The sequence below is a fragment of the Glycomyces dulcitolivorans genome, assembly GCF_003265355.1.
Lineage (GTDB): Bacteria > Actinomycetota > Actinomycetes > Mycobacteriales > Micromonosporaceae > Glycomyces > Glycomyces dulcitolivorans.
In genome coordinates, this window is the sequence record NZ_QFRW01000306.1 from 1 (window position 1) to 24,425 (window position 24,425).

Below are 24,425 nucleotides of genomic sequence, written 5' to 3' on the forward strand. Positions count from 1 at the left end.
GTCCTCGTCCCCGTCCCGCCCACCGCGGCCGCCCGCCGCGCCCGCGGCTTCGACCACGTCGCCGCCGCCTGCGCCGGACTCGGCGACCTCCACCCGTGCCTGCGCGCCCGCCCCAGACCCGACTCGGTCGGCCTCACCCCCGCCCAGCGCGAAGCAGCCGCCAGGCGGAGCCTGCGGACGATCGGCCGCCGCGTCCGGGCCCTTGCCGCCACCGGCCGGCCCGCGATCCTCGTCGACGACGTGGTGACCACCGGCGCGACCCTCCGCGCGGCCGCGCTGGCGCTGCGCCAGGCCGGGATCGAAGTGCCCGCCGCGATCGTCGTCGCCGCGGCCTGAATTCGCCGTTACCGGCGGGTACTCCTCCCGGTGTCGCCTGTCCGACAGCCGATAGACCTACGGTTCGGACGCGAATGCGAAGAGTTGTCTCGGTTCCGGCGGAATCCGTGCGCGCAAGGCCGAACGCATTGGAGAATTCCGGTAGCCGAAGGGTCGACTTTCGGTGACCGAAGGGTTAGTCTCGAAATCTCAGATCGGTAACGAGACGGCAGAGGCCAGTTGGCCCAAAGGTGAACGCCCCCTTGAAAGGAGGCGCTCCACCCCAGGTCGTCGTGTCCGTGAAGGGAGGTCGCGCCATCCGCCGTACCGGAACTTCGGCTCCGGACCCAGCACACGCAACTACGTCAGCATCGCCGCAGCAGGGGATGCACCTGGGAGGTTCAGAGGTGGACATCGTCGTCAAGGGCCGCAATGTGGAGGTTCCCGACCACTACCGCGAGCTCGTCGAGGAGAAGATCGAGGCAAAGATCGCCAAGTACCTCGCCCGTTACGACGGGCAGGCGATCAAGATCGACGTGGAGCTCTACCACGAGCCCAATCCTCGCCAGACCGATCACGCCCAGCGCGTCGAGATCACGTGCCGCCCCAAGGGGACGGTCATCCGCGCCGAGGCCAGCGCCGGGGACTTCCGGTCGGCCTTCGAGACCGCTGCGACGAAGCTCGGGCACCAGCTCCGCAAGACCTCCAGCCGCAAGCGCGTCAGCCGCGGCGCCAAGGCCCCGATCTCGGTGGCCGAGGCGACCGCCAACGGCGGCGGCCGCATCCCGTCCGGGGGGACCCTCCTGGCCGAGTCCGACCTCGAAGCCCGGGCCGCGCAGGCCCACTTCATCTCCGAGGACGTCGACCACTTCGACGGCCTCGTCGAGGACCACCTGCCGGGCCGGATCGTCCGCGAGAAGATCCACCCGGGCGAGCCGATGACCGTCGACGACGCCCTCCACAACATGGAGCTCGTCGGCCACGACTTCTACCTGTTCCACGACAAGGAGACCGGCCGCCCGTCCGTCGTGTACCGGCGCCGGGCCTTCGACTACGGCCTGCTCAGGCTCGACCTCTAAGACGAAGCGAGCGGGGCCCGGGCGATCCGCCCGGGCCCCGCTCCATGCCTTCGATCAGCCTTCCAGCGCCGAGCCGGACTTCCAGTCGTCCCACGACTTGATCCAGAAGCCCCAGCCGTTGTCCCACGGCATCTCGCGCGGGGAGCCGGTCACGTCGACCGGGTCGCCGCGCTGCGCGATCCCGTAGAACCACTCGGCGTTGCTCTCGCTGGCGTTCAGGCAGCCGTGCGAGACGTTCGCGTTCCCCTGCGAGCCGACCGACCACGGCGCGCCGTGGACGAACTCGCCGGAGGAGTTGATGCGGGTGGCCCAGTTGACCGGGGTGGAGTAGTAGCCCTCGTCGCCCTCCTCCTTGCCGGGGGAGACCATCGTCTTCTGCGCGAACTTCTCCATGACCAGGTGCACGCCGGTCGCGGTGTAGTACTCCCATTCGGCGCCGGAGCCGCCGGAGATCGGGATCTCCTTCTCGACCTCGCCGTCGAACTTGACGGTCATGTGGTGGGTCTCCAGGTCCGCGTGCGAGACCTGGGAGCGGCCGATCTCCATGACCGACTCGTGGTTCTCGTCGCCCCAGGTGTCGCCGCCGAGGAAGACGCCCTCGAAGTTCGCCGTGAAGGTGACCTTCTGGTAGGGCTGCCAGTACTCCTTGGTCCGGTAGATGGCCTGGCTGTCGGAGATCCAGTGCCAGGCCCCCTCGTGCCCGAGCTCGGACTCGACGACGAGGTTCTTCTCGACCTCCGCGCGGTCGGGGGCGTCCTCGGTGAAGAAGACGATGATCGGTGCGCCGACGCCGACCGTCTCCCCCTCCACGATCGGGGTCACGTCCGCCACCGCGAAGCCGCTGCCTTCGCGGCGCTGGGTGGAGAACTGCTGCTCGAACTCGGTGACGGTGCCGTCAGTGCTGACGGCCTTGGCGGCCACGGTGTGCACCGAGCCCGCGTCGAGGACGCCGCTGGAGGACCAGGCGGTGAGGTCCTCGGTGAGGGTGCCCTCGATGGTCTTGGATCGGTCGGAGGTGACGTTGACCTCCTCGAAGATGCCGTCGACCACTGAGAGGTTGAACGGCTGGGCGGGATCGTGGTCGTCGACGGCGTCCATGGACACCACGGGCACGATCGGGGCCGGCGTGAACGACCCCTGCTGGGGTTCCGCACATGCGGCCAGCGGCAGCAGCGACGTCGCCGAGGCAGCGACGAGGGTCCGGCGTTTCAAAGGGGGTTCCTCCACAAGGCGAAGCGACGCGATAACTATATCCTCGACGCCCGGCCCCACCCCCAGGGTTGCACCTCAATCGCTACTCAACACAGCCCACACCAACGTGTCGCGCCTGCGGCCCGCCAGCGTCGGCAGTCCGCCGCGCTCCACGCCCTCCAGCCGGAAGCCCGCGCGGCGCAGAACGGCCTGCGAGGCGGTGTTGTGGAGGTCGGTCCCGGCCCACACCCGGTCCAGTCCGACCTCGCGGAACGCCCAGCGGCGCACCAGGTTCACCGCGCGGGTCGCGTAGCCGCGGCCGCGGACCGAGGCGCGCAGGTCGTAGCCGATCATGCCGGTGCCGACGATCCGCGCCACGTCGTAGAGCCCGATCGTCCCCTGGTAGCCCTCGCCGTCGTCGATGACCATGAGGGCGCTGCGCCCGCGCAGCCAGTCGACGGCGGCCCGCCACTCGCACACCTCGCGGGCCTCGTCGGCGCTCGGCGGCAGCGGCAGGGCCGCGCCCGCGTACACGTCGGGGCTGGAGCGGTGGCGCAGGTGCGCCTCGAAGTCGCCGGGGACCAGGGGCCGCAGGGCGATCACGCCGTCGGTGAGGTTCCCGCCCGGCAGATCCGGGAGGACCCGCGGCGAAGGGCCCGTGCCGTCGCCCGGCAGGAGCCCCAGCGCCAGCGCCTCGGTCCCGTCCCAGGCCGCGCCGCGGGATATGCCGCCGTCGGGGCGGAAGCCGGCGCGCAGCGCCGAGCGGATCGCGGTCTGGTCGCGGACCGGCGGGCGCGCTTCGAGCCGCTGCGCCCCCGCGTCGAAGACGACCGGCGCGACCGCCCGCAGCATCGCCGACGCGAGGTGCTTGCCGCGCCAGCCGGGGGCGACCCAGTACCGGACGCCCATGACGGCGGCGCCTTCGAAGGCGAGCGCGCCCCGGACGGACTCGTCCTCGGGACCGATCGCGACCGCGTCGGGGATGAATCCGCAGTCCACTGTCGCGTCCGGATCGGCGGGGCGCAGCACGAACGCCGTCGTCTCGACGGGTTCGAAGAATTGCACGTCCCCAGACAAGCAGGCCGGGGGCGGTGCGTCAACCGTTTGAGGAGTCTGAATTGCGCAGGATGCACCGGTGCCGCGGGCTCAGCCGAGGTCCTCGGGGAAGAGGCTCCCGATCCACTGGTCGACCCGCCCGTCGTGGCCGTGGCGCAGTCGGCGCCGGACGCCCTCCACGGTGAACCCGGCCTTCTCTGCGACGCGCCGCGAGCCCTCGTTGCCGACCACGGCCCGCCATTCGATCCGCTCCAGGCCGAGCTCCTCGAAGCCGAGGCGGCTGACGCGCTTGAGCGCGGCGGTCGTCCAGCCGCGGCCCCGCGCCCACGGCGCCGCGTGGTACCCGACCTCGGCCTCGCCGGGCTCCTTGAGCGACAGCTGCATGCTGCCGCTGTAGCGGTCGTTGGCGTCGGCGAGGACGTACAGGACCGTCTCCGCCTCCTCCCGGCGCCTGCGGGTGAACGCGAGCCACTTGTCGGCGTCGTCGCGGGTGTAGCCGCGCGGCACGGTCGTGAACCGCTGCGTCCGCTCGTCGGCGCACGATTTCGCGAGGTCGTCGAGGTCCGATTCGCGCAGCGCCCGCAGGCGCAGTCCGTCGGCGCCGGTCTCCAGGACCGGCTGCGGCGAGGAGAAGAACGCGGCCTGCTTCTTCAACGTGCCGTAGTGCGCCGGAGGGTTGTCGGGGCCGCGGAGGTCGCCGGGGAGCATCCCGCCGATCCAGCAGTCGCGCGAGCGGCCGCGCTGGTTGACGCCGCCGCGGGAGATCCCCTCGACGGTGAAGCCGGTGCGCAGCGCCGCCAGGCGCGAGGCGTGGTTGCCGACGATCGCGTCCCAGGCGATGCGGCGGGCGCCGAGGCGCTTGAAGCCGAACGCGACGGCCGCGCGGACGCCGCGCTGGGCGACCCCGCGGCCCCGCGCCCACGGCGCGGTCACGTACGTGATGGTCATCTCGCCGGGGAAGGACTTGGTGAGCGCCATGGAGCCGACGAGCCTCCCGTCCTCCTCCACGGCCCACCGCGGGTTGCCGGCGCCCCAGTGCCGCCGCTGCGTCTCGACGTACCGCTCGCGCGCGGCCCCGCTCCACGGCAGGGGCATGACGAGGAAGCGCTCGATGAGCGGGTCGGCGTAGATCCGCGCGAGGTCGGCCAGGTGCCGCTGCTCCCAGGCGACGAGCCGCAGGCCGTCGGCATCGAGGGTGACGGGTTCCATAGGCAACGATTGTGCCCCACCGGCGGCCGCAAAGACCAGTCACCGCCTACGCGTAGTATTGACCGGGAAATCCACCCGATCTGGTCAAGTCGTTGCTGGGAGCTGATCTTCCGTGTCGTTGTTCGAGAAGGTACTGCGCGCCGGCGAGGGCCGCGCGCTCAAGCGGCTCAATGCGATCGCCGACGCGATCGACTCCTTGGAAGACGAGTACAAGTCGCTGACCGACGCCGAGCTGCGCGCGCTCACCGACGAGTACAAGGAGCGCCTGAAAGACGGCGAGACCACCGACGACCTCCTCCCCGAGGCGTTCGCGACGGTCCGCGAGGCCGCCGACCGCGTCCGCGGCATGCGGCACTACCACGTGCAGCTCATGGGCGGCGCCGCCCTCCACCAGGGCAACATCGCCGAGATGAAGACCGGCGAGGGCAAGACCCTGGTCTCCACGCTCCCGGTGTACCTGAACGCGCTCACCGGCAACGGCGTGCACCAGGTCACCGTCAACGACTACCTGGTCCGACGCGACGCGGAGTGGATGGGCGAGATCCACCGCTTCCTCGGCCTGAGCGTCGGCATCGTGCTCCCCGGCGAGGGCTCCGAGAAGCACCGCGAGGCGTACGCCGCCGACATCACGTACTCCACGAACAACGAGCTCGCGTTCGACTACCTGCGCGACAACATGACCGGCTCGGCCGACAACCTCGTGCAGCGCGGCCACAACTTCGCGCTCGTCGACGAGGTCGACTCGATCCTCGTGGACGAGGCCCGCACGCCGATCATCATCTCGGGCCCCGCCGAGCACTCCAAGCGCTGGTACACCGAGTTCGCGAACATCGTCCGCACCATGAAGCGCGACGAGCACTACGAGGTCGACGAGGGCAAGCGCACCATCGCGATCACCGAGTCCGGCGTCGCCCGCGTCGAGGACCGCCTCGGCATCGAGAACCTCTACGACTCGGTGAACACCCCCCTGGTCGGCTACCTGAACAACGCCATCAAGGCCCAGGAGCTGTTCGAGCGCAACCGCGAGTACATCGTCTCCGACGCCGACGAGGTCCTCATCGTCGACGAGTTCACCGGCCGCGTGCTGGCCGGGCGCCGCTTCAACGAGGGCATCCACCAGGCCATCGAGGCCAAGGAGAAGGTGGAGATCAAGCAGGAGAACCAGACCTTCGCGACCACCACCCTCCAGAACTACTTCCGCCTCTACGACAAGCTCGCGGGCATCACCGGCACCGCGCAGACCGAGGCGTCGGAGTTCAACAACGTCTACGGCATGGGCGTCATCCCGATCCCCACGAACCGGCCGATGATCCGCCGCGACCAGCCCGACGTCATCTACAAGACCGAAGAGGCCAAGTACCAGGCCGTCGTCGACGACATCGCCGAGCGCCACGAGACCGGCCAGCCGGTCCTCGTCGGCACCGTCTCGGTCGACAAGTCCGAGATGCTCGCGAGCCTGCTCAAGCGCCGCGGCATCAAGCACAACGTCCTCAACGCGAAGAACCACGCGAAGGAAGCGGACATCATCGCCCAGGCCGGCAAGCTCGGGGCGGTCACGGTCGCCACGAACATGGCCGGACGAGGCACGGACATCATGCTCGGCGGCAACCCCGAGTACATGGCCGCCGAGGACCTGCGCACCCGCGGCGTCGACGACGCCGACGAGGAGGTCTTCGCGGCCGCGTTCGCCGAGACCAAGGCCAAGTTCGAGGAGTCCTGCGACGCCGAGGCCGAAGAGGTCAAGGACGCCGGCGGCCTGTACGTGCTCGGCACCGAGCGCCACGAGTCCCGCCGCATCGACAACCAGCTGCGCGGGCGCTCCGGCCGCCAGGGCGACCCCGGCGAGTCCCGGTTCTACCTGTCGCTCTCCGACGACCTCATGAAGCGCTTCAACGCCGACGCCGTGCGCGCCATGATGAACCGCATGAGGGTCCCCGACGACGTCCCGATCGTCTCCAAGCTCGTGACCCGCCAGATCGAGTCCGCGCAGTCGCAGATCGAGGGCCACAACGCCGAGATCCGCAAGAACGTCCTCAAGTACGACGAGGTCATGAACAACCAGCGCACCGTCATCTACGACGAGCGGCGCAAGGTCCTCGACGGCGAGGACGTCTCCGAGCAGATCGGCCACTTCATCGACGACGTCCTGGAGGCGTACGTCGCGGGCGCCACCAGCGAGGGCTACGGCGAGGACTGGGACCTCGACGAGCTGTGGTCGGCGTTCAAGCAGCTGTACCCGATCGGCATCACCCACAAGGAGCTCGCGAAGCAGGCGGGCGGGCTCGACGAGCTCGACGCCGAGACGCTCCTCAAGGCCGTCAAGGAGGACGCGCACGAGGTCTACGCCGGGCGCGAGGCCGAGTTCGGCGAGGAGATCCTCCGCAAGCTGGAGCGCCGCGTGCTGCTCCAGACGATCGACCGCAAGTGGCGCGAGCACCTGTACGAGGTCGACTACCTCAAGCAGGGCATCAGCCTGCGGGCCTACGCCCAGCGCGACCCGGTCATCGAGTACCAGCGCGAGGCCTTCGACATGTTCCAGACCATGCTCGACGGCATCAAGGAGGACACCGTCAGGTTCCTCATGAACGCCGAGCTCAAGGCCAAGACCGAAGGCGGCTCCGCCGAGCCCGAGGCCGAGATCCGCGGCCTCGAACCGCTCCGCAAACCCGAGATGCTGCTCCAGTCGGCGCCGTCGATCGACAGCGCCTCCGGCGTCGAGACCGAGGCCACGACCGAGGACGGCGCCGTGTTCAAGCGCCCGCCCAAGCCCGTCGCCGGCCAGAAGCGCGACGTCAAGCGCACCCCGGGCGCGGGCCAGAAGGGCGCCGCGAAGGTCGCCTCGAAGTCCGCCCGCTCGGCCGGCCCGCGCAAGGCCGCCACCGCGCCGCCCGCGCAGCAGGCCAACCCGCAGCAGCGCCACGTCGACAAGATCGGCCCCAACGAGCTGTGCCCGTGCGGCTCGGGGAAGAAGTACAAGCGCTGCCACGGCGCGCCGGGTGCCGCAAACTAAGGGCATGGCGCGAATCTACGTACCCGCGAACGCGGACATGCTGCGGACGCTGGCCGGCACCGGTGAACTCAAGCCGGTGTCGGCCGTCCACACCGTCACCTCCTGGCTCCGGCGCGAGGCGCCGGACGCCGTCGAGGAGGACCTGGAGTACACGGCCTTCGCCGACGCGGCGCTGGCCTCGATCCCGCTCCTGGCGGGCGGGGTGCCGCGCCGGATCGTGGTCTCCGCCGACGTCCCCGACGACCGCGTCGCCGAGCACGCGGAGGGGACCGGCGCCGACTTCGGCGGCCACGTGAAGCTCAAGCGCGTCGCGGCCGTCCACGCGGACGACGCGGAGGCGGCCGAGGAGGTCGCCCGCGCGCTCGCGGCGGACGAGCCGGACCTCGACGCGGTGGAGGCGCACGTCCTGGACTGGTACGCGCCCTCCGAGATTCAGGATTTCTTGGCGGCCTTGGGCTGAGCCTTCGCGGGCTTGGGCAGGAGCAGCCCGTACGCGAGGACCGCGCACAGCGCCCCGGCGAACATCGCGGTCATCGACCCGTTGTACTGCCACTGGAAGCTCAAGGCGAGGAACGCCTCGTCGAGCGGGGAGACCTCGTCCAGGCCGATGCCCAGGACGATCTCGACGCCGGCCTGGGCGATGATCGTGGCCGCGAGCCACACCGCGCCCGGCAGGGCCCCGGCGAGCAGGTGCCCGAGGAGCTTGACTCCGGCCTTCTTGCTGCGCAGGTACAGGAACGCGCACACGCCGCAGGCGATGCCGGCGACGAACGGGATGGCGGTGCCGAGCGCGCCGTACTCGTCGAGCGGGTCGGAGAACAGGCTCACCGACGAGGCGGCCTCGTAGAAGCCGCGGCCGAACATGAACGCGAGCAGCAGCAGGGTCGCGCTGAGCCCGGCGACGACGGTGACCGCCTTGCGCGGCAGCGCGAACAGGCCGCCGACGAGCGCGGACCCGAGCAGGACCAGAGCGACGGCCAGCGCGATGTCGGCGTCGGCGCTGAAGCTGAAGTAGGCGGCGGCGCCGGCGGCGAGGCCGAGGACGAGCGCGCCGAGGATCACGAGCGCCTGCCGCGGGCCCTTGAAGGCGCGCGAGGTGGTCACGCCCGCCACCGAGCCGGCGAAGACGGTGACGATGATGGGGCTGAACAGGGAGTTCGCCAGGATCATGACGCCGGTGTCGTCGAGGCCGTCGGCCATGCCGGTCAGGCGGTACAGGGAGTAGACGACGCCGGCGAGGGAGAGGACGGCGGCGGCGCCGAGGACCCAGAGCGCGAGGCGGCCCGGCTCGGGGGCGGCGGGCGCGGTCGCGGCGGTTGCGGCTTGCTGCTCCTGCGTATCGGTCACGACCCCAGAGTACGGATGCCGGTCCCGCGCGTCGTCTGCGGCGGTGCCGTTGTGGCCCGGACTCCGATTAAGCCCGCGACGCGGTGCTTTGTTCGCATCGCACCAGTTCACCGGCCCCGGTCTGTGCGAGGATGGCGGTAGCGACACCGGTCTAGTAACCTCGTGTTCAAAGCCAAGTGATCGCAATATCCGTCGAATCAATGGGAGAGGGTGCGATGGACGCCTTGTTTACGGTACCGAAGCCGGAGAACGAACCGGTCAATTCGTACGCGCCCGGGACGCCCGAGCGCGAGAGCCTCCAGAAGAAGCTCGCCGAACTCGCGGGCACCCGCCTCGACCTGGACCACAACATCTCCGGCCAGTGGCGCCGCGGCGCCGGGGCCGAGATCGAGGTCGTGCAGCCGCACAACAAGTCCCACGTCCTCGGCACCACCCGCGAGGCCACCGCCGGCGAGTGGGCCGACGCGGTCGCCGCCGCCAAGGCCGCCCGCCACGACTGGATCCGCACCGACTTCGCCGACCGCGCCGCCGTGTTCCTGCGCGCCGCCGAGCTCATCTCCGGGCCGTACCGCGACGTCCTCAACGCCGCGACGATGCTCGGCCAGTCGAAGACCGCGATGCAGGCCGAGATCGACGCCGCGTGCGAGCTCATCGACTTCCTGCGCTTCAACGTGAGCTTCGCGGAGGGCATCTACCGCGAGCAGCCGATCTCCTCCAAGGGCCTGTGGAACCGCATGGACCACCGCCCGCTCGACGGGTTCGTCCTCGCGATCACCCCGTTCAACTTCACCGCCATCGCCGGGAACCTCCCGACCGCGCCGGCCCTCATGGGCAACACCGTGGTGTGGAAGCCCTCGCCGACCCAGCAGTTCGCCGCGCACTTCGTGATGCAGGTGCTCCTGGAGGCGGGCCTGCCGCACGGCGTCATCAACATGGTCACCGGCGTCGGCGAGCACTCCGAGGTCGCCCTCCTGGACGCCGACCTCGGCGGCATCCACTTCACCGGTTCCACCAAGACCTTCCAGCACCTGTGGTCCACGGTGGGGCAGAACATCGGCGGCTACCGCACGTACCCGCGCCTGGTCGGCGAGACCGGCGGCAAGGACTTCATCATCGCCCACCCGAGCGCCGAGCCCCACTCGCTCGCGGTCGCGATGGTCCGCGGCGCGTACGAGTACCAGGGCCAGAAGTGCTCGGCGCTCTCGCGCACGTACGTGCCCGCCTCGCTGTGGAAGAACGGCCTGCGCGACGCCGTGGTCGGCATGACCGAGGACATCACCTACGGCGACGTCGCCGACTTCACCAACTTCGGCGGCGCCGTCATCGACGCCCGCGCCTACGCCAAGCACACCGCGCTCTTCGAACGCCTGCAAGGCGACGCGAAGGCCACCGTGGTCACCGGCGGCACCGCGGACGACTCCCAGGGCTTCTTCGTGCAGCCCACGCTCATCGAGTCGACCGACCCGACCCACGAGCTGTTCAGCGAGGAGTACTTCGGGCCGATCAACGCCGTCCACGTCTTCGACGACGCCGACTTCGACGCCGTCCTGCGCCAGGCCGCCGACATCGCCCCGTACGCGCTCACCGGCGCGGTCTTCGCCACCGACCGGGCCGCCATCGCCCGTGCGAGTGAAGACCTCCGCTTCGCCGCCGGCAACTACTACATCAACGACAAGCCCACCGGCGCGGTCGTCGGCCAGCAGCCCTTCGGCGGCGCCCGCGGCTCCGGCACCAACGACAAGGCCGGCTCCTGGCAGAACCTCATCCGCTGGGTCAGCCCCCGCTCCATCAAGGAGAACTTCGTCCCGCCGACCGAGTACCGCTACCCCCACCAGGGTTAGTCGGAACCGAAGAGGGGCCCGGACCGCCCGGTCCGGGCCCTTTCTATGCTTGGGGCATGACGAAGCGTGAGCATCCGCTCAAGGGCGAGTTCGACACCGCCGAGGCGCGCTGGGAGCGCACGACGCACGAGGACGGGTCTCCGGCGGCGCTGGAGATCGGTTACGCCGACAACGGGCTGGTGGCCCTGCGGATGGCCGAGGACCCGGAGGGCGACATCCTCATCTACACCCCGGCGGAGTGGGAGGCCTTCGTCGAGGGCGTCCGCGACGGGGAGTTCGACATCGAGACCTGGGACGACGAGCCGATCGTCGAGATCATCGAAGACGACGAGGACGAGCCCGCCAAGCGCTAGCACCGATCTGACACGCCCCGGAGGTCCGACCTCCGGGGCTTTTTGGCATCCCTCGAACGTGCCAACTTCAGAAACCGCGTGCCGGGGTGTATCCCACCGGTCTCAGGGGCCTCTTCCCTGGTGAAAGCCGCGTCAGTCGTCCAGCCCGTGGCGTTCGCGGCATTCCGGGCTTGAGTGCCCTTCGACCTATCGGAACCGGCGTGTACCCCGCGTCTTGCAGAAGGTGAGGAGAATCGATCTCGAAGAGATCCCCCTCCTCACCCGACAACCGCATAGACCCCCGAAGACGACCAGAGGAGCTCCCATGCGATTGGTGTTCGCCGAGAACGAACCCCATCTGAAGCCCAATCCGCGCCGCGACCACATGAGCGGCGTGCCCGAACTCGCCTACTCCACTCTGGACCGCCACGGCGGGCGCGTCCTCGCTCCCGGCCAGGTCTTCCGCACCGCCGGACACTCGGCTCCCATCGGCACCATCTACCGGTACGACCGGCTCCTCATCGACGAGTCGGTGATCCGCGACGACGAGGCGCGCCGGAAGCTCGAAGGGGCCGTCCTTCCGACGGGCATGTCGCTGGAGAGCCAGTCCGCGAGCGCCATCGTCTCCGGCCAGGGCCCGTACCGGGTTCCGGTCGTGAGCATCCATGGCGATCATGTCGGCGTCGACGCGTGGTCCCTGCTGCAGCGGCTCCGCACCGACACGAGCGACAGCGGCCTGCCCGGCGAACTCCTCAACAAGGTCCGTCTGGAACATCTGATGGTCTGTTCGAGGGTCGGTCCCAGCGTCGGGACCGGTGAGCCGCCCATCGGCAACCCGCACAGCAACTCGCTCGGTCGCATCCCGGTGGACATGGTCGCCCCGATGCCCGAGCGCAAGAAGCTCGACCGGCGGCTGCGGGTCGCCATGCTCGACACGGGTGTACCCAACGCTCACCCGGCCTTCGACATCTCCGACCGGAGCGAGGGCAAGGACACCTTCGTCGTGGTCGACCACGCCTTCCAGACCCGGCTCGGCGAGCACAACGACTCGCCCGCACCGCCGCTCGACGACCCCTGGGACGGCCCGGTCCACGAACCGACCCTGATCGGACAGGTCGCCAAGCACTTCGGGCACGGCACCTTCATCGCCGGGCTCCTGCGCCAGATGTCCCCGGACGTCCAGGTGTACTCGCTCCGCGTGGTGCACAACGACGGACTCTCCTACGAGCACGAGATCATCGGCGCACTCCACCATGTGGCCGACCAGATCGAGGCCGCTCGCGGCGGCGACGCCGAGGCCTTCGCGGTCGACGTGGTCGTCCTCGCGACGGGCTATGTCGACGAGGCCGCCGACGACATCCCCGGCGGCTGGATGGGCGGCGCGGTCGAGCGGCTGACCAAGCTCGGCATTCCGGTGGTCGCGGCCGCCGGGAACCAGTCCTCGGACCGGCCGTTCTACCCGGCCGCGTTCGCGGCGCACCAGCAGCCGGACAACGCCGCGCCGATCCTGAGCGTCGGGGCCCTGAACCCCAACCTCGAGATCGCCATGTTCTCGAACGAGGGCCCCTGGGTCTCGTGCTACGCCACCGGGGCCGGGTTGGTGAGCACGTACCCGTGCGAGGCCGAGGGTTCGCTCGAACCTGAGCGCCGATCGAAGTCCTCCATGCGGAACCGTTTCCGTGAGAGCTACGACTTCGACGACTTCTCGTCGGGATACGCGGTCTGGAGCGGCACCTCGTTCGCGGCCCCGGTCGCGGCCGCGTACCTGCTCAATGCCATCGCCGAATCGGGAGTGGAAGAGATCCAGGACCCGGTCAAGGCAGCCGAGCGGGCGCACGCGGCGCTGTCGCGGCTGAAGAGTCGCTAGCCTGAGAACATGAACGCGATTTCGGCTCATTCGGTGGCGGCGGTCGACTACGACCGGTACGCGAGGCTATACATCGCCGCGCGTGCCGGTGACCGGGTTGCGCAGCGGACCCTGATCGAGGAGCTCAACGTGCCGCTCTGGCGGGTGGCGCGGAAGGCCGGCCTCGACGCGGAGAGCGCCGCCGATGTGGTGCAGACGGCATGGCTTCGGCTGTGGCGCACCAAGGATGGGTTGGAGAAGCCTCGCGCGCTGACCAAGTGGCTGCGCACCACGGTCAGCCGCGAGGCATGGAATGTTGCCGGGCATGCAAAGCGGGAGGTCGTCTCCGACCCGCTCGACATCAAAGAGCCGGTCATCGACGGCATCGAAGACGACCTCGTCCGTAATGCCGAACGCGAGGCGGTGCGCCGGGCGTTTCTTGCACAGGACGACAAGTGCCGGGCGCTGCTCGCCTATGTGGCGGCATTCTCCAGGCCCGACTACGACGTCATCTCCGAAGAGCTCGGGATGAAGAGGGGGAGCATCGGACCCACCCGGGGCCGGTGCTTGGACAAACTGAGGAAGACCCTGCTGGACGACCCCTCCTGGGGCGCAGGTGAGGAGCGGAGTGCAGATGGAACCTGAAACTCGGAGCCAGGGCGAGTTCGAACCGCTGGATTCCTGCGACGAACGGATTCTCGCTGTCATCAATGAACTGCACCATCGAGACGATCCGATCCCGATCGATCTCAACGAGAGAGTCGAATTCGTGCTCGAACTCGAAGCGGCGCTGGACGCCAGGGTCGCCTCGGTCTACCGTCCGGCGGAAGCGGCGCTGGTGCGCGGCGACTCGGAGATGACGGTGAATCAGGGTGATCCGGCCTCGATCACCTTCGACTGCGAAACGGTCACGGTGATGGTCACACCGCGTCCCTCTGCGGTGCAGGAGATCCGCCTCGACGGTTGGATAGGGCCCGAAGGGACTTATGCCGTCGAACTCCGGAGCCCGCAGGGGACCCGGCGGGCGTCGACCGATGAGAGCGGGAGATTCGTTCTTGAAGGTCTTCCCAACAATGAAATGTTCCAGCTGGTGATCCGACCTGACGAAGCATTGCAAAGGGAAGGGCTGCCCGCGGTGGTCGTGACTCCGGCCGTTCGCCTGTAATATATGAAGAATGCTTCATCGCGCCTGGCGTCTGTTCACACGTGGCCAGCGCTTGAACCGCCGGAACCGCATCGCCGAATCGGCCGCAGTACTGAGAGAGGCCCTGGAACTCCTCGACTGGGACCCTGCAAGCCCTCCCGAGTTGGGCACTGCCCGTGCGCGGTTGACCGCGAAAGCGCTCATGGTGCTGTCGACCGACCTCGTCAGTCTCGGGGAGACGGCGGAAGGACTTCAGCTCCTCGATCTCGCCGAGGGGTTTGTCGCGACCTCGGACCGCGGAGTTCTGCTCCACCAGCGCGCTCTGGGCCTGTGGCAGAGTGGACGACTCTCAGACGCCATGCACTGGTTCGAGGAGGCTGAACCGCATCTCGCGGCCAACGGCCCGGACTACATGTATGCGGCGATGTTCCACAACTGGGCGAACCTCTGGCGGGATCTGGGCGAGCTCCAGAAGGCACTGGACAGCATCCAGCACGCGATCGCGCTCTACGACAAGAAAGTCAACATTCCCACCAATCGAGCCAAGGCAGTCCACCTGGAGGCGCTGATCTGGCTCGACCTGGGGGAAGTGACCAAGGCGCTGCTGGCATTCGACGAGGTGCGGGAGCAATACCGCACCTATGCGCCCGAGCTGGAGCCCTTCATTGATGCCTCTCACGCCGACGCGCTCTCATTCGTCGGCATGTTCCGCCAGGCCGCGCAGCGCTGGACCGAAGCCATCGCCTCCTATCGGCTCGCCGGCGACCTTCGCAGCGCGGCCATGTCCGAGTTCTGGCGGGCGGCGGCCGCATTCGAGGACTCCCAGTTCGAGTTGGCTGAGCAGTGGGCTCAGCAGGCCATGGATTCACTGTACGAGCAGGGCAATGAACCGATGGCATTCCTGGCGCGGCTGCTGTTGCTGCAGGGCCGATTCGACTCCGGTCAGGTGGGTCTCGACTTCGCAGATGAGGTGTTCCGGCTCTGCGACGCGCTCGAACGCCGAGGCTGGAACCTGCGGCTCGAACAGGCGAAGATCCTCGCCGTGCGCGCCAAGATCAAGATGGGGGATCTCGAGGGCGTCGAAACGGTTCTCCAAGGCGAGCACGGCGGCTCTGACTTCGACGCGCTGGCCCAGGACCTGGCCAGGCACCTGGCGAAGGCCGAACTCGCACTCGCCAGAGGTATGGACCCGATGCCCGAGCTGCGCGAAGGACTCGACCTGCTGGATGACTACCGGATGACCTTCGGGTCGGTCGAATTCCAGGCGGGGGTTTCCGCACTCGGCGTGCAGTTGTCCAGCAAGGGGCTGATCCACACCACCAATCACGGCAGCCCCGCCGAGATGCTTCAGTGGGCCGAACGCTGCCGGGGGCAGGCACTTCGCATCCCACCCGTGAAATCGTCGGCCGATCCCGACGCCCGCGAAGCACTCGGCCGCCTTCGCCAGGCGCGACAGGAACTCTGGGACCTCCAGGTCGAGCGAAAGGCGTCGGCCGAGGCCTTGTCGCGGGTCAGCGAACTGGAAGCGGAGATCCGCGACTATGACCGGGCGAGACCCGGACCTGGAAAGCAGGCCGAGAGAATCGCCTCGGCGGAGATCCACGACCTGGCGGAATCGTTGGAGACCGTGGTGGTCAGTCTGTTCGAAGTCGGCGGGATCGTGCGCGTAGTCCTTGCCGGGGGCGACGGCCTCCAGCATGTGGAGCTCATGTCGCTTGACCAGGCATCAGAGCTCGAACGCCGTCTCGGCGCCGACCTCGATGCCTTGAGCCGAACCTTTCACCACCCGGACCGACTGCGGCAGAGCGTCGAGAGCGCCATGCGCCGCAATGCGACCGCGCTTGCCAAGGGCATCTGGGGCCCGATCGCGGACTACGTCGGTGAACGGCAGGTCGTCATGATCCCGCACAGCAAGCTGGCCTGGGTTCCCTGGCCGCTGCTGCCGCCCCTGAAGGGCCGTCCGCTCACGGTCTCGCCTTCGGCCGAGGCGTGGTGGCGCGCCGTTCACAGGCCCGCGGCGACCGGACCTGCGATCGTCGCGGCCGGGCCGCGGCTCGTCCGCGCCGACAGCGAGGTCGATTCGGTCGGAGCGCTCTACCCCGACGCGCGATTGGTCCACGCAGACGAATCCGATCCTGAGATCGTGCTCAAGGCCCTCGACGGCGCCTCCGTCGCCCACCTCGCCGCGCATGGGCATCACGAGCCGGACAACGTCCTGTTCTCCCGCTTGGACTTCGGGCTCGGACCGCTGAACGCCTACGAACTCCTCGGCCTTGACCAGCCGCCGGCCCACGTGGTCCTGTCCGCGTGTGACCTCGGCCGTTCCACCGTGGAGGTCGGCAACGAGACCCTCGGGTTCACCGCGGCGCTCCTCCACGCGGGCACCTCGACCGTCGTCTCCAGCCTCGCTAAAGTCCCCGACACGATGGCCGCCGACATGATGGTCGAGTACCACCGCCGCTGCGCCGCGGGCGCCACCCCCGCCGAAGCCCTTGCGGCCGTGGGGGAGCAGCGTCCGTGGCACCCGTTCGTGGCGTTTGGCGCGTAGGCTGCCCGAATACCCCCGTTTCACCCGGAAAGGCCTCGCCCGAACCGATGTTCCGCCACCCCGACCACCGCCTTCTGCTCGTCTCCGTCGCCGCAAGCCAAGTCGGCCTTCAAGTCGCATACTTCTCGCTCGCGATCATCGCGGTCGTGGTCCTCGACTTCAGCGAGGCCCAGATCGGGTTCCTCAACGCCCTGGACCAGATCGCGCTGGTCATGTTCGGCCTCCTGGTCGGCGCCTGGGTGGACCGGATGCGGCGCAAGCCGATCATCGTCGTCAGCGAGTCGATCCGCGCCCTGGTGCTCCTGAGCATCCCGGTCGCGTGGATGCTCGATGCGCTCACCGCCTGGCACCTGTACGCCGTCATGTTCCTGCTCGGCCTCGCCTCCGTGTTCTTCGACGTGGCGCAGGCGAGCTACATCCCGATGCTCATCGACAACGACGGCCTCACCGGCGCGAACTCGCGGTTGCAGGGGATCAGGTCCGCGTCGGACACCGGAGGGCCGCTCGCGGCCGGGCCGCTGGTGTCGCTGCTGTCCGCGCCCATCGCCGTGGCGGTGGCGGTGGTGTCGTTCGCGGTGTCGGCGTTCTCGTTCTCGCGCATCAGGTTCCAAGAGAAGGACCCGGTGCGGAACGGCAAGCCCGATCTGCGGGCCGAGATCGCCCAAGGGGTCAAGTTCATCCTCAGCGAGCCGATCATCAGGACCGTGGCGTTCGCGAGCGCCTGGTGCAACCTGTCCGTGGGCGCGTTCCAGGCCATGCTCGTCGTGTTCCTGATCCGGGAGGGCGGGCAGTCGAGCACCGTCGTGGGCCTGGTGCTCGCCGGTTCGGGCGTCGGCGGCATCCTCGGGGCGATGCTCGTCGGAAAGATCTCCGCGAAGGCGGGCCTGGGTCCGACCGCCCTGGTGTCGCTGGCGATCTCCGGCCCCGGCATGGCGGTGGTCGCGATGGCCGGACCCGGCTGGGGCGTGGTCCCGGCGATCGCCGGGCAGATCGTGTACGTGGCGGCGATCGTCATCTTCAACGTCAACGTCATCAGCTACCGCCAGGCGATCACCCCCGATCCGATCCAGGGCCGCGTCAACGCGACCCAGCGGGTCGTCTCCTGGGGTTCCATGGCGGTCGGGTCGATCCTCGGCGGTCTCGGCGGCGAGGCGTTCGGTTCGCGCACCGTGCTCTACATCGCCGCCGCCATGCTCTTCGCGGGCTGCCTCGTCCTGCTCAAGACCCCGATCCGCACCCTCAAGGAGCTGCCCGAAGAGGGCACCGGGCTCGTCGAGGTGAAGTAGCGGACCGGCTGCGGCGCAGTAGCATCGGCCCATGACTTGGGACCCTGACGCCCTCGGCGTGCTGCGCCTGCCCTCCGGGAGGCTCGTGCGCGGGCGCGGCCTCGCCAGGCCGCTGCCCGAAGGGCCGGAGCCGCAGTTCGCGCTCTACTTCCTCGGCAAGGAACCGCCGGCGACCGCCTGGGACGCGACCTGGGTGCGCTGGCCCGACTTCCGGCTGCCCGCCGACAAAGCTGCCTTCGGCAAAACCCTGCGCGAAGCGTGGGAACGGGCCGAAACCGAACGCGTCGAGTTCGCCTGCCACGGCGGGCACGGGCGGACCGGGACGGCGCTCGCGTGCCTGGCCGTGCTCGACGGCGTCCCCGCAGCAGAAGCGGTCGCCTACGTCAGGGCCGGGTACTCGCCGAAGGCGGTCGAGACGCCCTGGCAGCGCCGGTTCGCGGCCGGGTTCCGGCCCTGAGACGGGTAGGCGGTTGCCGCACCGCTGACATAAGGTGGGGGACGCGCAGCACCCCAGCCGCACCGAACCCCCGAGGCCACTCATGACGCGATCCGCACCGCCCGAGCGCACCACGCTGCGGCGGTGGCTGCCGATCGGGATCGTCGTCGCGGCGCTCCTGGTCGTCGGGATCGCCGCGCAGGGGACCGGGCTCCAGTGGGACGAGGCGCAGGTGCCCGACGCGGGAGGCGACGGCGCGACCGTCGCGCCGCCCGTCATGAGCGAGGAACCGCCGCCGACCCTGCCCGAAGGCGGCGAGCCCAGCGAAGGGTTCTCGCTGCCGCCGTGGGTGACCTGGCTCGTCCTCGGCGTCCTCATCGGCATCCCCGCGCTCCTGATCCTGCTGTTCCTGGCCCGCCGCGTCATCGAATGGCTCGTCGACGCGCCCGAAGCCGCCGCGCCCGAACCCGAGACCGCCTACCTGCACCGCGACTTCGCGCTCGTCGAAGACGCCATCGCCGCCGCGCTCGCCGAGATGGACCTCGGGACCGACGCCAGGTCGGCGATCATCGCGTGCTGGGTGCACTTCGAACGCGCCGCCGAGAACGTCGGCATCGCCCGCGAATCCTCCGACACCCCCGCCGACCTCGTCCGCAAGCTCCTGTCCCGCCACGACCTCGACGGCCAGGCCCTCAACCGGCTCACCGAGGCGTACCTGCGGGCCCGCTACTCGCCGCACGAGGTCGCCGAGCACGACCGGGACGCCGCCCGCGACGCGCTCGTCGCCCTGCGGACCCAACTGGGAGTGAGGGAGGCGAAGTGAAGGAGTTCCTCGCGCCCCTAGGGCGCCTGCGGATGTGGCCCGCGTTCGGAGCGGTCGCCGCGGCCGCGGCCGTGTGGGCCGCCGCGCTCATGGTCGGCGTCGACTTCGCGATCTGGCAGCTGGTGGCGCTCGCGCTCGCCGCGGTCCTCGCGTACTCGGTCGTCTCCGGGATGCGCGCCGACACCGAGCCCGCGCCCGACCTCATCGTCCACACCGTCAACGAACCGTCCTGGCGCCCCTTCACCGACGTCAACCGCTGGGAGGACCGGTTCATCTTCGCCGAGGCCAAGCCCGGCCGGTTCGAGACCACCAACGCCAAGCAGCAGCTCGCCGAGCTCGCCGCCGAACGCCTCCGGCTGCGCCGCGGCCTGTCCCTCACCGGGCAGCCCGACGAGTGCCGGGCCGCGCTCGGCGAATCCACGTACCTGTTCCTGACCGGGCCCGTCCCCGACTGCCCCACGCCGCGGCAGCTCGGCGAACACCTGCAAGCCATAGAGGAGATTCAATGACCGACAAGCTAGGCCTCGACCAGGTCGCCCACCACGCGGCCGCCGTCCTGAAGTCCGTGCAGTCGGTCATCGTCGGCAAGGACGAGCCCCTGCGCCTGGTCCTCGCCGGCATCCTCGCCGGAGGCCACGTCCTCCTCGAAGACCTCCCCGGCCTCGGCAAGACCCTCACCGCCCGCTGCTTCGCGCAGAGCCTCGGCCTCGACTTCCGCCGGCTCCAGTTCACCCCCGACCTGCTGCCCGCCGACGTCACCGGCTCCCTGCTCTACAACCAGAAGTCCGGCGACTTCGTCTACCGCAAGGGCCCGGTCCACACCAACCTCCTCCTCGCCGACGAGATCAACCGGACCCCGCCCAAGACCCAGTCCGCGCTCCTCGAAGCCATGCAGGAGCGCCAGGTCTCCGTCGAGGGCGACACCCACCCCCTCCCCGAGCCGTTCACCGTCCTCGCCACCTCCAACCCCGTCGAGTTCGAGGGCACCTACCAGCTCCCCGAGGCCCAGCTCGACCGGTTCCTCCTGCGCGTCTCCTTCGGCTACCCCACCCCCGACGAAGAGTGGGAGGTCCTCCAGCGCCGCATCGGACGCCGCCGCGAGAACGTCGACCTCGCGCCCGTCATCGACGCCCAGACCCTCGTCGCCATGCAGCGCGCCCTCGAAGACGTCGTCGTCGAGGACTCCGTCGGCCGCTACATGGTCGCCGTCACCACCGCCACCCGCGGCCACGCGCAGGTCCAGGTCGGCGCCTCCCCGCGCGGGTCGCTCGCGCTGCTCCTCGCCTCCCGCGCGCTGGCCGTCCTCTCCGGGCGCGACTTCGTGACCCCCGACGACGTCAAGGGCGTCGCCGGAGCCGCGCTGGCGCACCGGATCACGCTCAAGCCGGAGCTGTGGATGCGCCGCATCGACCCGGCCCAGGTCGTCGCCGACATCTGCCGCGGCGTCGAGGCCCCCCAGACCGCCCAGGCCCCGACCTACAACGCACAGCTGCGATGACGATCGCGCGCGACCCCGTCCTGAGCCTGCGCACCGACAGCGCGCAGCCGCTGCGGCGGGCCCAGACGGAACCGCCGGTGACGTGGCGGCGGACGAAGGCCCTGACGCGCGCCGTCGCGATCGTCGCGGTCTGCCTGCTCGCGGCGGTCGCGTTCGGCCGGATCGACCTCGTGCTCATCGCCGCGCCGTTCGCGATCGGCACCGCCGTGCTCCTCCAGCAGCGCCCGACCCGCGTCCCGCACGCCCGCCTTGCGCCCCTCGAAGGCGACGCCGACGACCTGACCTGCGCCGAAGGCGGCACGGCCGCCGCGCGCGTCATCGTCGCCAACCCCGACCCGGCCGCGGTCACCGCCCTCGTCACCGCCGCGGCCGACCCGTGGATCGACCTGCACACCGGCAAGGGCGACTTCGCCGAGCGCATCGGCCCGGCCTCCGGGCGCGACCTCGTCGTCGCCGGGACCGCCCGCCGCTGGGGCGAGCACCACCTCGGGCCCGTCCACGTCCGCTCGATCGCCTGCGGCGGCCTCCTGGAGACCACCGTCCAGCGCCTGCCCGGTGCGACCGCGTGGGTCCTGCCGGTCCCCGACTGGTTCGACTCCGCCGAGTCCCTGCCGTTCGCCGACGGCGTCACCGGCGTCCACCGGTCACGCCGCGGCGGCGACTCCGGCGAGCTCGCCGAAGTCCGCCTCTACCAGCCCGGCGACCGGCTGCGGCGCATCGACTGGCGCACCTCCATGCGCACCCGGGACCTGTACGTCAACGCGACCCTGTCCGAGCGCGACACCGACGTCACCCTGGTCCTCGACCTCCAGGTCGAGGCCGGGGTCTCCGGGGGCGTGGACGGCGCCGCCTCCATCGCCGACCTCACCGTGCGCGCCGCCGGGGCCGTCGCCTCCCACTACGCGCTCCAAGGCGACCGCACCGCCTGCATCGAGTTCGGCGCGCGCGGGCGCCGCATGCGGGCCGGGGCAGGACGGCGCCACGCCGCCGCCACCCTCCGCTGGCTCGCCTCGGTCGAGGTCCCGCCGGACCCGATCCCGCCCTCGCCCGAGCTGCTGCGCCGCCAGCTCGCCGGGCAGCGCAGCCTCAACGTCGTGTTCACGCCGCTGCTCACCGACCGCTCGATCGCGCTCGTCGCCGCCATCGCCCGCGCCGGGCGCCCCGTCCTGTGCGTCGACACCCTCCCGCCGCACGTCTCCCCGCCGCGCCGGACACATTGGACGCCGTACGCGGAGCGGCTGTGGCGACTGTCGCGCGACAACACCGTCATGGAGCTGCGCGACCTCGGCGTCGCCGTCGAACCGTGGCGCGGCTCGGCGTCCCTCGACGCCGTGCTCGCCGAACTCAACCGGAGGCGCTACCGATGAGCCCTCAAGCTTGCGAGTCATAGATGACTGACGTCCAGCGCGGCCTCCTCCAGGCCCTCCGCGACGGCGCGCGCGAGCGCGCCAAGGCCACCCGGTCCGGCTCGGTCACGTGGGCCCGGCGCGTCGCGCCCGCCCCGGTCCTGCTGCGGCTCCTGGTCGCCCTGACGCTCTTCACCGCCTCCGAGCTCGCGGTCCCGCCCGAGTGGGCCGGCGCCGGGCTCTACGTCGCCGTGGCCGCGCTCGCGGCCCTCGCAGCGGCCCTGGCCCCGGCCGGGCCCGCGACCCTGGTCGCCATCGCGTTCACGCTCGGCGCGTGGCTCCTCGGCGACGCGTTCGACGGCGACCGGTCTCCCACATTGTGGACGGCCACCGTCCTCGCCTGCCTGCTGTACACCGCCCACTCGGCCGCCGCGGTGGCGCAGCGTTTCCGAACGACTACCGCAATGGACGGTGAGATCATCCTCACCTGGGCGAAACACCTCGGACTGGTCCTGGCGTCGACTGTGGGCACCGCGCTGACCCTGGCGCTGTTCACCGCGTATTTCACCGGTCTCACCGCAGGTCTCGCGGTCGGCGCGGGCATCGTGGCCGCAGTCACCGTGATCTACGTCCTTGCGCGTTCACTACACAAGACCAGCTGAGCAGGGCCAGAATTGAACACGTGAAACGTATAGTCGTGATAGGTGCCGGTCACGTCGGTTTTTACGTTGCCGAACGCTTGAGCAAGCTGCTGAAGGGCGACATCAAGCGCGGTCAAGTTGAACTGATGGTCATCGACCCCAACCAGCACATGACCTACCAGCCGTTCCTGCCCGAGGCGGCCGCTGGATCCATCTCCCCGCGACACGGCGTTGTGCCGCTCCGACAGGCCCTCAAGCACTGCACCATCCTCACCGGTGCGGTCACCGAGATCAAGCACTCCGAGCGCAAGCTCATGGTGCAGCCGTTCGTCGGCCCCGCCCGCGAGGTCGAGTACGACGAGGTCATCGTCGCCCCCGGCTCCGTCACCCGCCCGCTCCCCATCCCCGGTCTGGCCGACACGGCCATCGGCATCAAGTCGATGGGCGAGGCGATCTGGTTGCGCAACCACGTGCTCCAGCGCTTCGACATCGCCGCCACCACCGAGGACCCCGACGTGCGCCGCAAGGCCCTCACGTTCCTCACCGTCGGCGGCGGCTTCGCCGGCGCCGAGACCCTCGGTGAGCTGGAGGACCTGACGGCGAACATCGTCAAGAACTACCCGATGCTCGACGCCTCCGAGATCAAGTGGTACCTCGTCGAGTACGCGAACAAGATCCTCCCCGAGGTCGGCCCCGAGATGGGCGCCTACGCGGCCCGCGAGCTCACCAAGCGCGGCGTCGACATCCGCCTCGGCACCACCCTCAAGTCCTGCGAGGGCGGCCACGTCGTCCTCACCGACGGCGAGGAGTTCGACACCGACACCATCATCTGGACCGCCGGCGTCATGCCCCACCCGCTGCTCAAGCAGACCGACCTGCCGATCGGCCCGCGCGGCCACCTGGAGTGCAACACGCGCCTCCAGGTCGCCAAGGGCGTCGAGGCCGGCAAGCACACCGTCGGCGAGGTCGTCGAGGGCGCCTGGGGCGCGGGCGACTCCGCCCAGGTCCCGGACACCTCGGACTTCCCGATGGACTGGTGCACGCCGTCCGCGCAGCACGCGGTCCGCCAGGCCCGCACGCTCGCCGACAACGTCTACCGCGCCCACGTCGGCCGCGAGCTGACGCCGTACGAGCACAAGTACATCGGCTCGGTCGCGGGGCTCGGCCTGTACAAGGGCGTCGCGAACACCTACGGCTTCAAGGCCAAGGGCCTGCTCGCCTGGCTCATGCACCGCGGCTACCACCTGTCGCGCGTGCCCGGGACCGGCCGCAAGGGCCGCGTCCTCGCGGACTGGATCGTCGGCTTCTTCACGAAGCGCGAGATGGTCCAGCTCGGCGAGATCCAGGCCGGCCGCGAGCCCTTCGAGGCCATCGCCGCAGGCACCGACCCCGCTAGGGCGGTCAAGTCCGTCGGATAGTCGTTACAGTTAGAGCACCACGGGTGTCCACCCGTGGTGCTCTGGCGTTGAGCGAGGTG

General features: G+C 70.0%; 21 protein-coding genes and 1 pseudogene. 18 read left to right on the top strand and 4 right to left on the bottom strand.

Annotated features, from left to right (window positions below; genetic code table 11):
• Positions 1 to 336: pseudogene (locus DI269_RS21395) on the top strand (phosphoribosyltransferase family protein); the annotation flags it as partial.
• Between the two features lie 386 nt (positions 337 to 722).
• On the top strand, positions 723 to 1,394 hold the full coding sequence (gene hpf / locus DI269_RS21400; RefSeq protein ID WP_112139616.1) for a ribosome hibernation-promoting factor, HPF/YfiA family: 672 nt from the start codon (positions 723 to 725) through the stop codon (positions 1,392 to 1,394).
• A gap of 54 nt (positions 1,395 to 1,448) precedes the next feature.
• On the opposite strand, the gene DI269_RS21405 is transcribed toward hpf, so the two are convergent.
• From DI269_RS21405 to DI269_RS21415, 3 genes are all read right to left on the bottom strand, one after another.
• Positions 1,449 to 2,606: an Ig-like domain-containing protein gene (locus tag DI269_RS21405; protein WP_112139619.1), complete on the bottom strand. Its 1,158-nt coding sequence runs from the start codon at positions 2,604 to 2,606 to the stop codon at positions 1,449 to 1,451.
• 75 nt (positions 2,607 to 2,681) lie between these two features.
• Positions 2,682 to 3,650, bottom strand: a complete 969-nt coding sequence (locus DI269_RS21410) for a GNAT family N-acetyltransferase (protein ID WP_112139621.1) — start codon at positions 3,648 to 3,650, stop codon at positions 2,682 to 2,684.
• 81 nt (positions 3,651 to 3,731) lie between these two features.
• Positions 3,732 to 4,850, bottom strand: a complete 1,119-nt coding sequence (locus tag DI269_RS21415; RefSeq protein ID WP_112139623.1) for a GNAT family N-acetyltransferase — start codon at positions 4,848 to 4,850, stop codon at positions 3,732 to 3,734.
• Between the two features lie 112 nt (positions 4,851 to 4,962).
• Between DI269_RS21415 and secA the strand changes: the two genes are divergently transcribed.
• Both secA and DI269_RS27290 read left to right on the top strand, forming a co-directional pair.
• Positions 4,963 to 7,860, top strand: a complete 2,898-nt coding sequence (gene secA / locus DI269_RS21420) for a preprotein translocase subunit SecA (protein WP_112139626.1) — start codon at positions 4,963 to 4,965, stop codon at positions 7,858 to 7,860.
• A 4-nt stretch (positions 7,861 to 7,864) separates the two neighbouring features.
• A complete protein-coding gene (locus DI269_RS27290; protein ID WP_157975139.1) occupies positions 7,865 to 8,320 on the top strand; it encodes a DUF6912 family protein in 456 nt (151 codons plus the stop codon).
• Here the strand turns inward: DI269_RS27290 and DI269_RS21430 are convergent.
• Positions 8,293 to 9,207, bottom strand: a complete 915-nt coding sequence (locus DI269_RS21430; RefSeq protein WP_112139629.1) for a hypothetical protein — start codon at positions 9,205 to 9,207, stop codon at positions 8,293 to 8,295. The genes DI269_RS27290 and DI269_RS21430 overlap by 28 nt on opposite strands.
• A gap of 215 nt (positions 9,208 to 9,422) precedes the next feature.
• On the opposite strand from DI269_RS21430, the gene pruA reads away from it, so the two are divergent.
• From pruA to DI269_RS21500, 14 genes are all read left to right on the top strand, one after another.
• The gene (pruA, locus tag DI269_RS21435) at positions 9,423 to 11,048 is read left to right on the top strand and encodes an L-glutamate gamma-semialdehyde dehydrogenase (RefSeq protein WP_112139631.1); all 1,626 of its coding nucleotides are present in this window, start codon (positions 9,423 to 9,425) and stop codon (positions 11,046 to 11,048) included.
• Positions 11,049 to 11,104: 56 nt separating this feature from the next.
• Positions 11,105 to 11,401, top strand: a complete 297-nt coding sequence (locus DI269_RS21440; RefSeq protein ID WP_112139633.1) for a DUF397 domain-containing protein — start codon at positions 11,105 to 11,107, stop codon at positions 11,399 to 11,401.
• 304 nt (positions 11,402 to 11,705) lie between these two features.
• Positions 11,706 to 13,247 carry a S8 family peptidase gene (locus DI269_RS21445; RefSeq protein ID WP_112139635.1) on the top strand — a complete coding sequence of 514 codons (1,542 nt, stop codon included), beginning with the start codon at positions 11,706 to 11,708 and terminating at the stop codon, positions 13,245 to 13,247.
• Between the two features lie 9 nt (positions 13,248 to 13,256).
• Positions 13,257 to 13,871 (top strand): RNA polymerase sigma factor, encoded by a 615-nt coding sequence (locus DI269_RS21450; RefSeq protein WP_112139637.1) that lies wholly within the window; start codon positions 13,257 to 13,259, stop codon positions 13,869 to 13,871.
• Positions 13,861 to 14,391, top strand: coding sequence for a carboxypeptidase regulatory-like domain-containing protein (locus tag DI269_RS21455; RefSeq protein ID WP_157975140.1), 531 nt, complete (start codon positions 13,861 to 13,863; stop codon positions 14,389 to 14,391). Before DI269_RS21450 ends, DI269_RS21455 begins: the two co-directional genes overlap by 11 nt.
• A gap of 10 nt (positions 14,392 to 14,401) precedes the next feature.
• Positions 14,402 to 16,918, top strand: a complete 2,517-nt coding sequence (locus DI269_RS21460) for a CHAT domain-containing protein (protein WP_112139641.1) — start codon at positions 14,402 to 14,404, stop codon at positions 16,916 to 16,918.
• A 47-nt stretch (positions 16,919 to 16,965) separates the two neighbouring features.
• Positions 16,966 to 18,204: an MFS transporter gene (locus DI269_RS21465; protein ID WP_112139643.1), complete on the top strand. Its 1,239-nt coding sequence runs from the start codon at positions 16,966 to 16,968 to the stop codon at positions 18,202 to 18,204.
• Between the two features lie 31 nt (positions 18,205 to 18,235).
• Positions 18,236 to 18,661, top strand: coding sequence for a protein-tyrosine phosphatase family protein (locus DI269_RS21470; RefSeq protein WP_112139645.1), 426 nt, complete (start codon positions 18,236 to 18,238; stop codon positions 18,659 to 18,661).
• Between the two features lie 82 nt (positions 18,662 to 18,743).
• A complete protein-coding gene (locus DI269_RS21475; RefSeq protein ID WP_112139647.1) occupies positions 18,744 to 19,463 on the top strand; it encodes a DUF4129 domain-containing protein in 720 nt (239 codons plus the stop codon).
• On the top strand, positions 19,460 to 19,972 hold the full coding sequence (locus DI269_RS21480) for a hypothetical protein (RefSeq protein ID WP_157975141.1): 513 nt from the start codon (positions 19,460 to 19,462) through the stop codon (positions 19,970 to 19,972). The genes DI269_RS21475 and DI269_RS21480 overlap by 4 nt, the downstream gene beginning before the upstream one ends.
• The gene (locus DI269_RS21485; RefSeq protein ID WP_112139652.1) at positions 19,969 to 20,961 is read left to right on the top strand and encodes an AAA family ATPase; all 993 of its coding nucleotides are present in this window, start codon (positions 19,969 to 19,971) and stop codon (positions 20,959 to 20,961) included. The genes DI269_RS21480 and DI269_RS21485 overlap by 4 nt, the downstream gene beginning before the upstream one ends.
• Positions 20,958 to 22,328, top strand: a complete 1,371-nt coding sequence (locus DI269_RS21490) for a DUF58 domain-containing protein (protein ID WP_112139654.1) — start codon at positions 20,958 to 20,960, stop codon at positions 22,326 to 22,328. The genes DI269_RS21485 and DI269_RS21490 overlap by 4 nt, the downstream gene beginning before the upstream one ends.
• Positions 22,329 to 22,351: 23 nt before the next feature.
• Positions 22,352 to 22,969: a hypothetical protein gene (locus DI269_RS21495; protein WP_112139657.1), complete on the top strand. Its 618-nt coding sequence runs from the start codon at positions 22,352 to 22,354 to the stop codon at positions 22,967 to 22,969.
• 20 nt (positions 22,970 to 22,989) lie between these two features.
• The gene (locus tag DI269_RS21500; RefSeq protein WP_112139659.1) at positions 22,990 to 24,366 is read left to right on the top strand and encodes an NAD(P)/FAD-dependent oxidoreductase; all 1,377 of its coding nucleotides are present in this window, start codon (positions 22,990 to 22,992) and stop codon (positions 24,364 to 24,366) included.
• Positions 24,367 to 24,425 lie beyond the last annotated feature (59 nt).

Coding starts and splice junctions, on each gene's coding strand:
- DI269_RS27290 (WP_157975139.1), top strand. CDS start 7,865: ATGGCGCGAATCTACGTACCCGCGAACGCGGACATGCTGCGGACGCTG.
- DI269_RS21475 (WP_112139647.1), top strand. CDS start 18,744: ATGACGCGATCCGCACCGCCCGAGCGCACCACGCTGCGGCGGTGGCTG.
- DI269_RS21450 (WP_112139637.1), top strand. CDS start 13,257: ATGAACGCGATTTCGGCTCATTCGGTGGCGGCGGTCGACTACGACCGG.
- DI269_RS21465 (WP_112139643.1), top strand. CDS start 16,966: ATGTTCCGCCACCCCGACCACCGCCTTCTGCTCGTCTCCGTCGCCGCA.
- DI269_RS21495 (WP_112139657.1), top strand. CDS start 22,352: ATGACTGACGTCCAGCGCGGCCTCCTCCAGGCCCTCCGCGACGGCGCG.
- DI269_RS21445 (WP_112139635.1), top strand. CDS start 11,706: ATGCGATTGGTGTTCGCCGAGAACGAACCCCATCTGAAGCCCAATCCG.
- DI269_RS21415 (WP_112139623.1), bottom strand. CDS start 4,850: ATGGAACCCGTCACCCTCGATGCCGACGGCCTGCGGCTCGTCGCCTGG.
- DI269_RS21440 (WP_112139633.1), top strand. CDS start 11,105: ATGACGAAGCGTGAGCATCCGCTCAAGGGCGAGTTCGACACCGCCGAG.
- pruA (WP_112139631.1), top strand. CDS start 9,423: ATGGACGCCTTGTTTACGGTACCGAAGCCGGAGAACGAACCGGTCAAT.
- DI269_RS21470 (WP_112139645.1), top strand. CDS start 18,236: ATGACTTGGGACCCTGACGCCCTCGGCGTGCTGCGCCTGCCCTCCGGG.
- DI269_RS21460 (WP_112139641.1), top strand. CDS start 14,402: ATGCTTCATCGCGCCTGGCGTCTGTTCACACGTGGCCAGCGCTTGAAC.
- DI269_RS21455 (WP_157975140.1), top strand. CDS start 13,861: ATGGAACCTGAAACTCGGAGCCAGGGCGAGTTCGAACCGCTGGATTCC.
- DI269_RS21485 (WP_112139652.1), top strand. CDS start 19,969: ATGACCGACAAGCTAGGCCTCGACCAGGTCGCCCACCACGCGGCCGCC.
- DI269_RS21490 (WP_112139654.1), top strand. CDS start 20,958: ATGACGATCGCGCGCGACCCCGTCCTGAGCCTGCGCACCGACAGCGCG.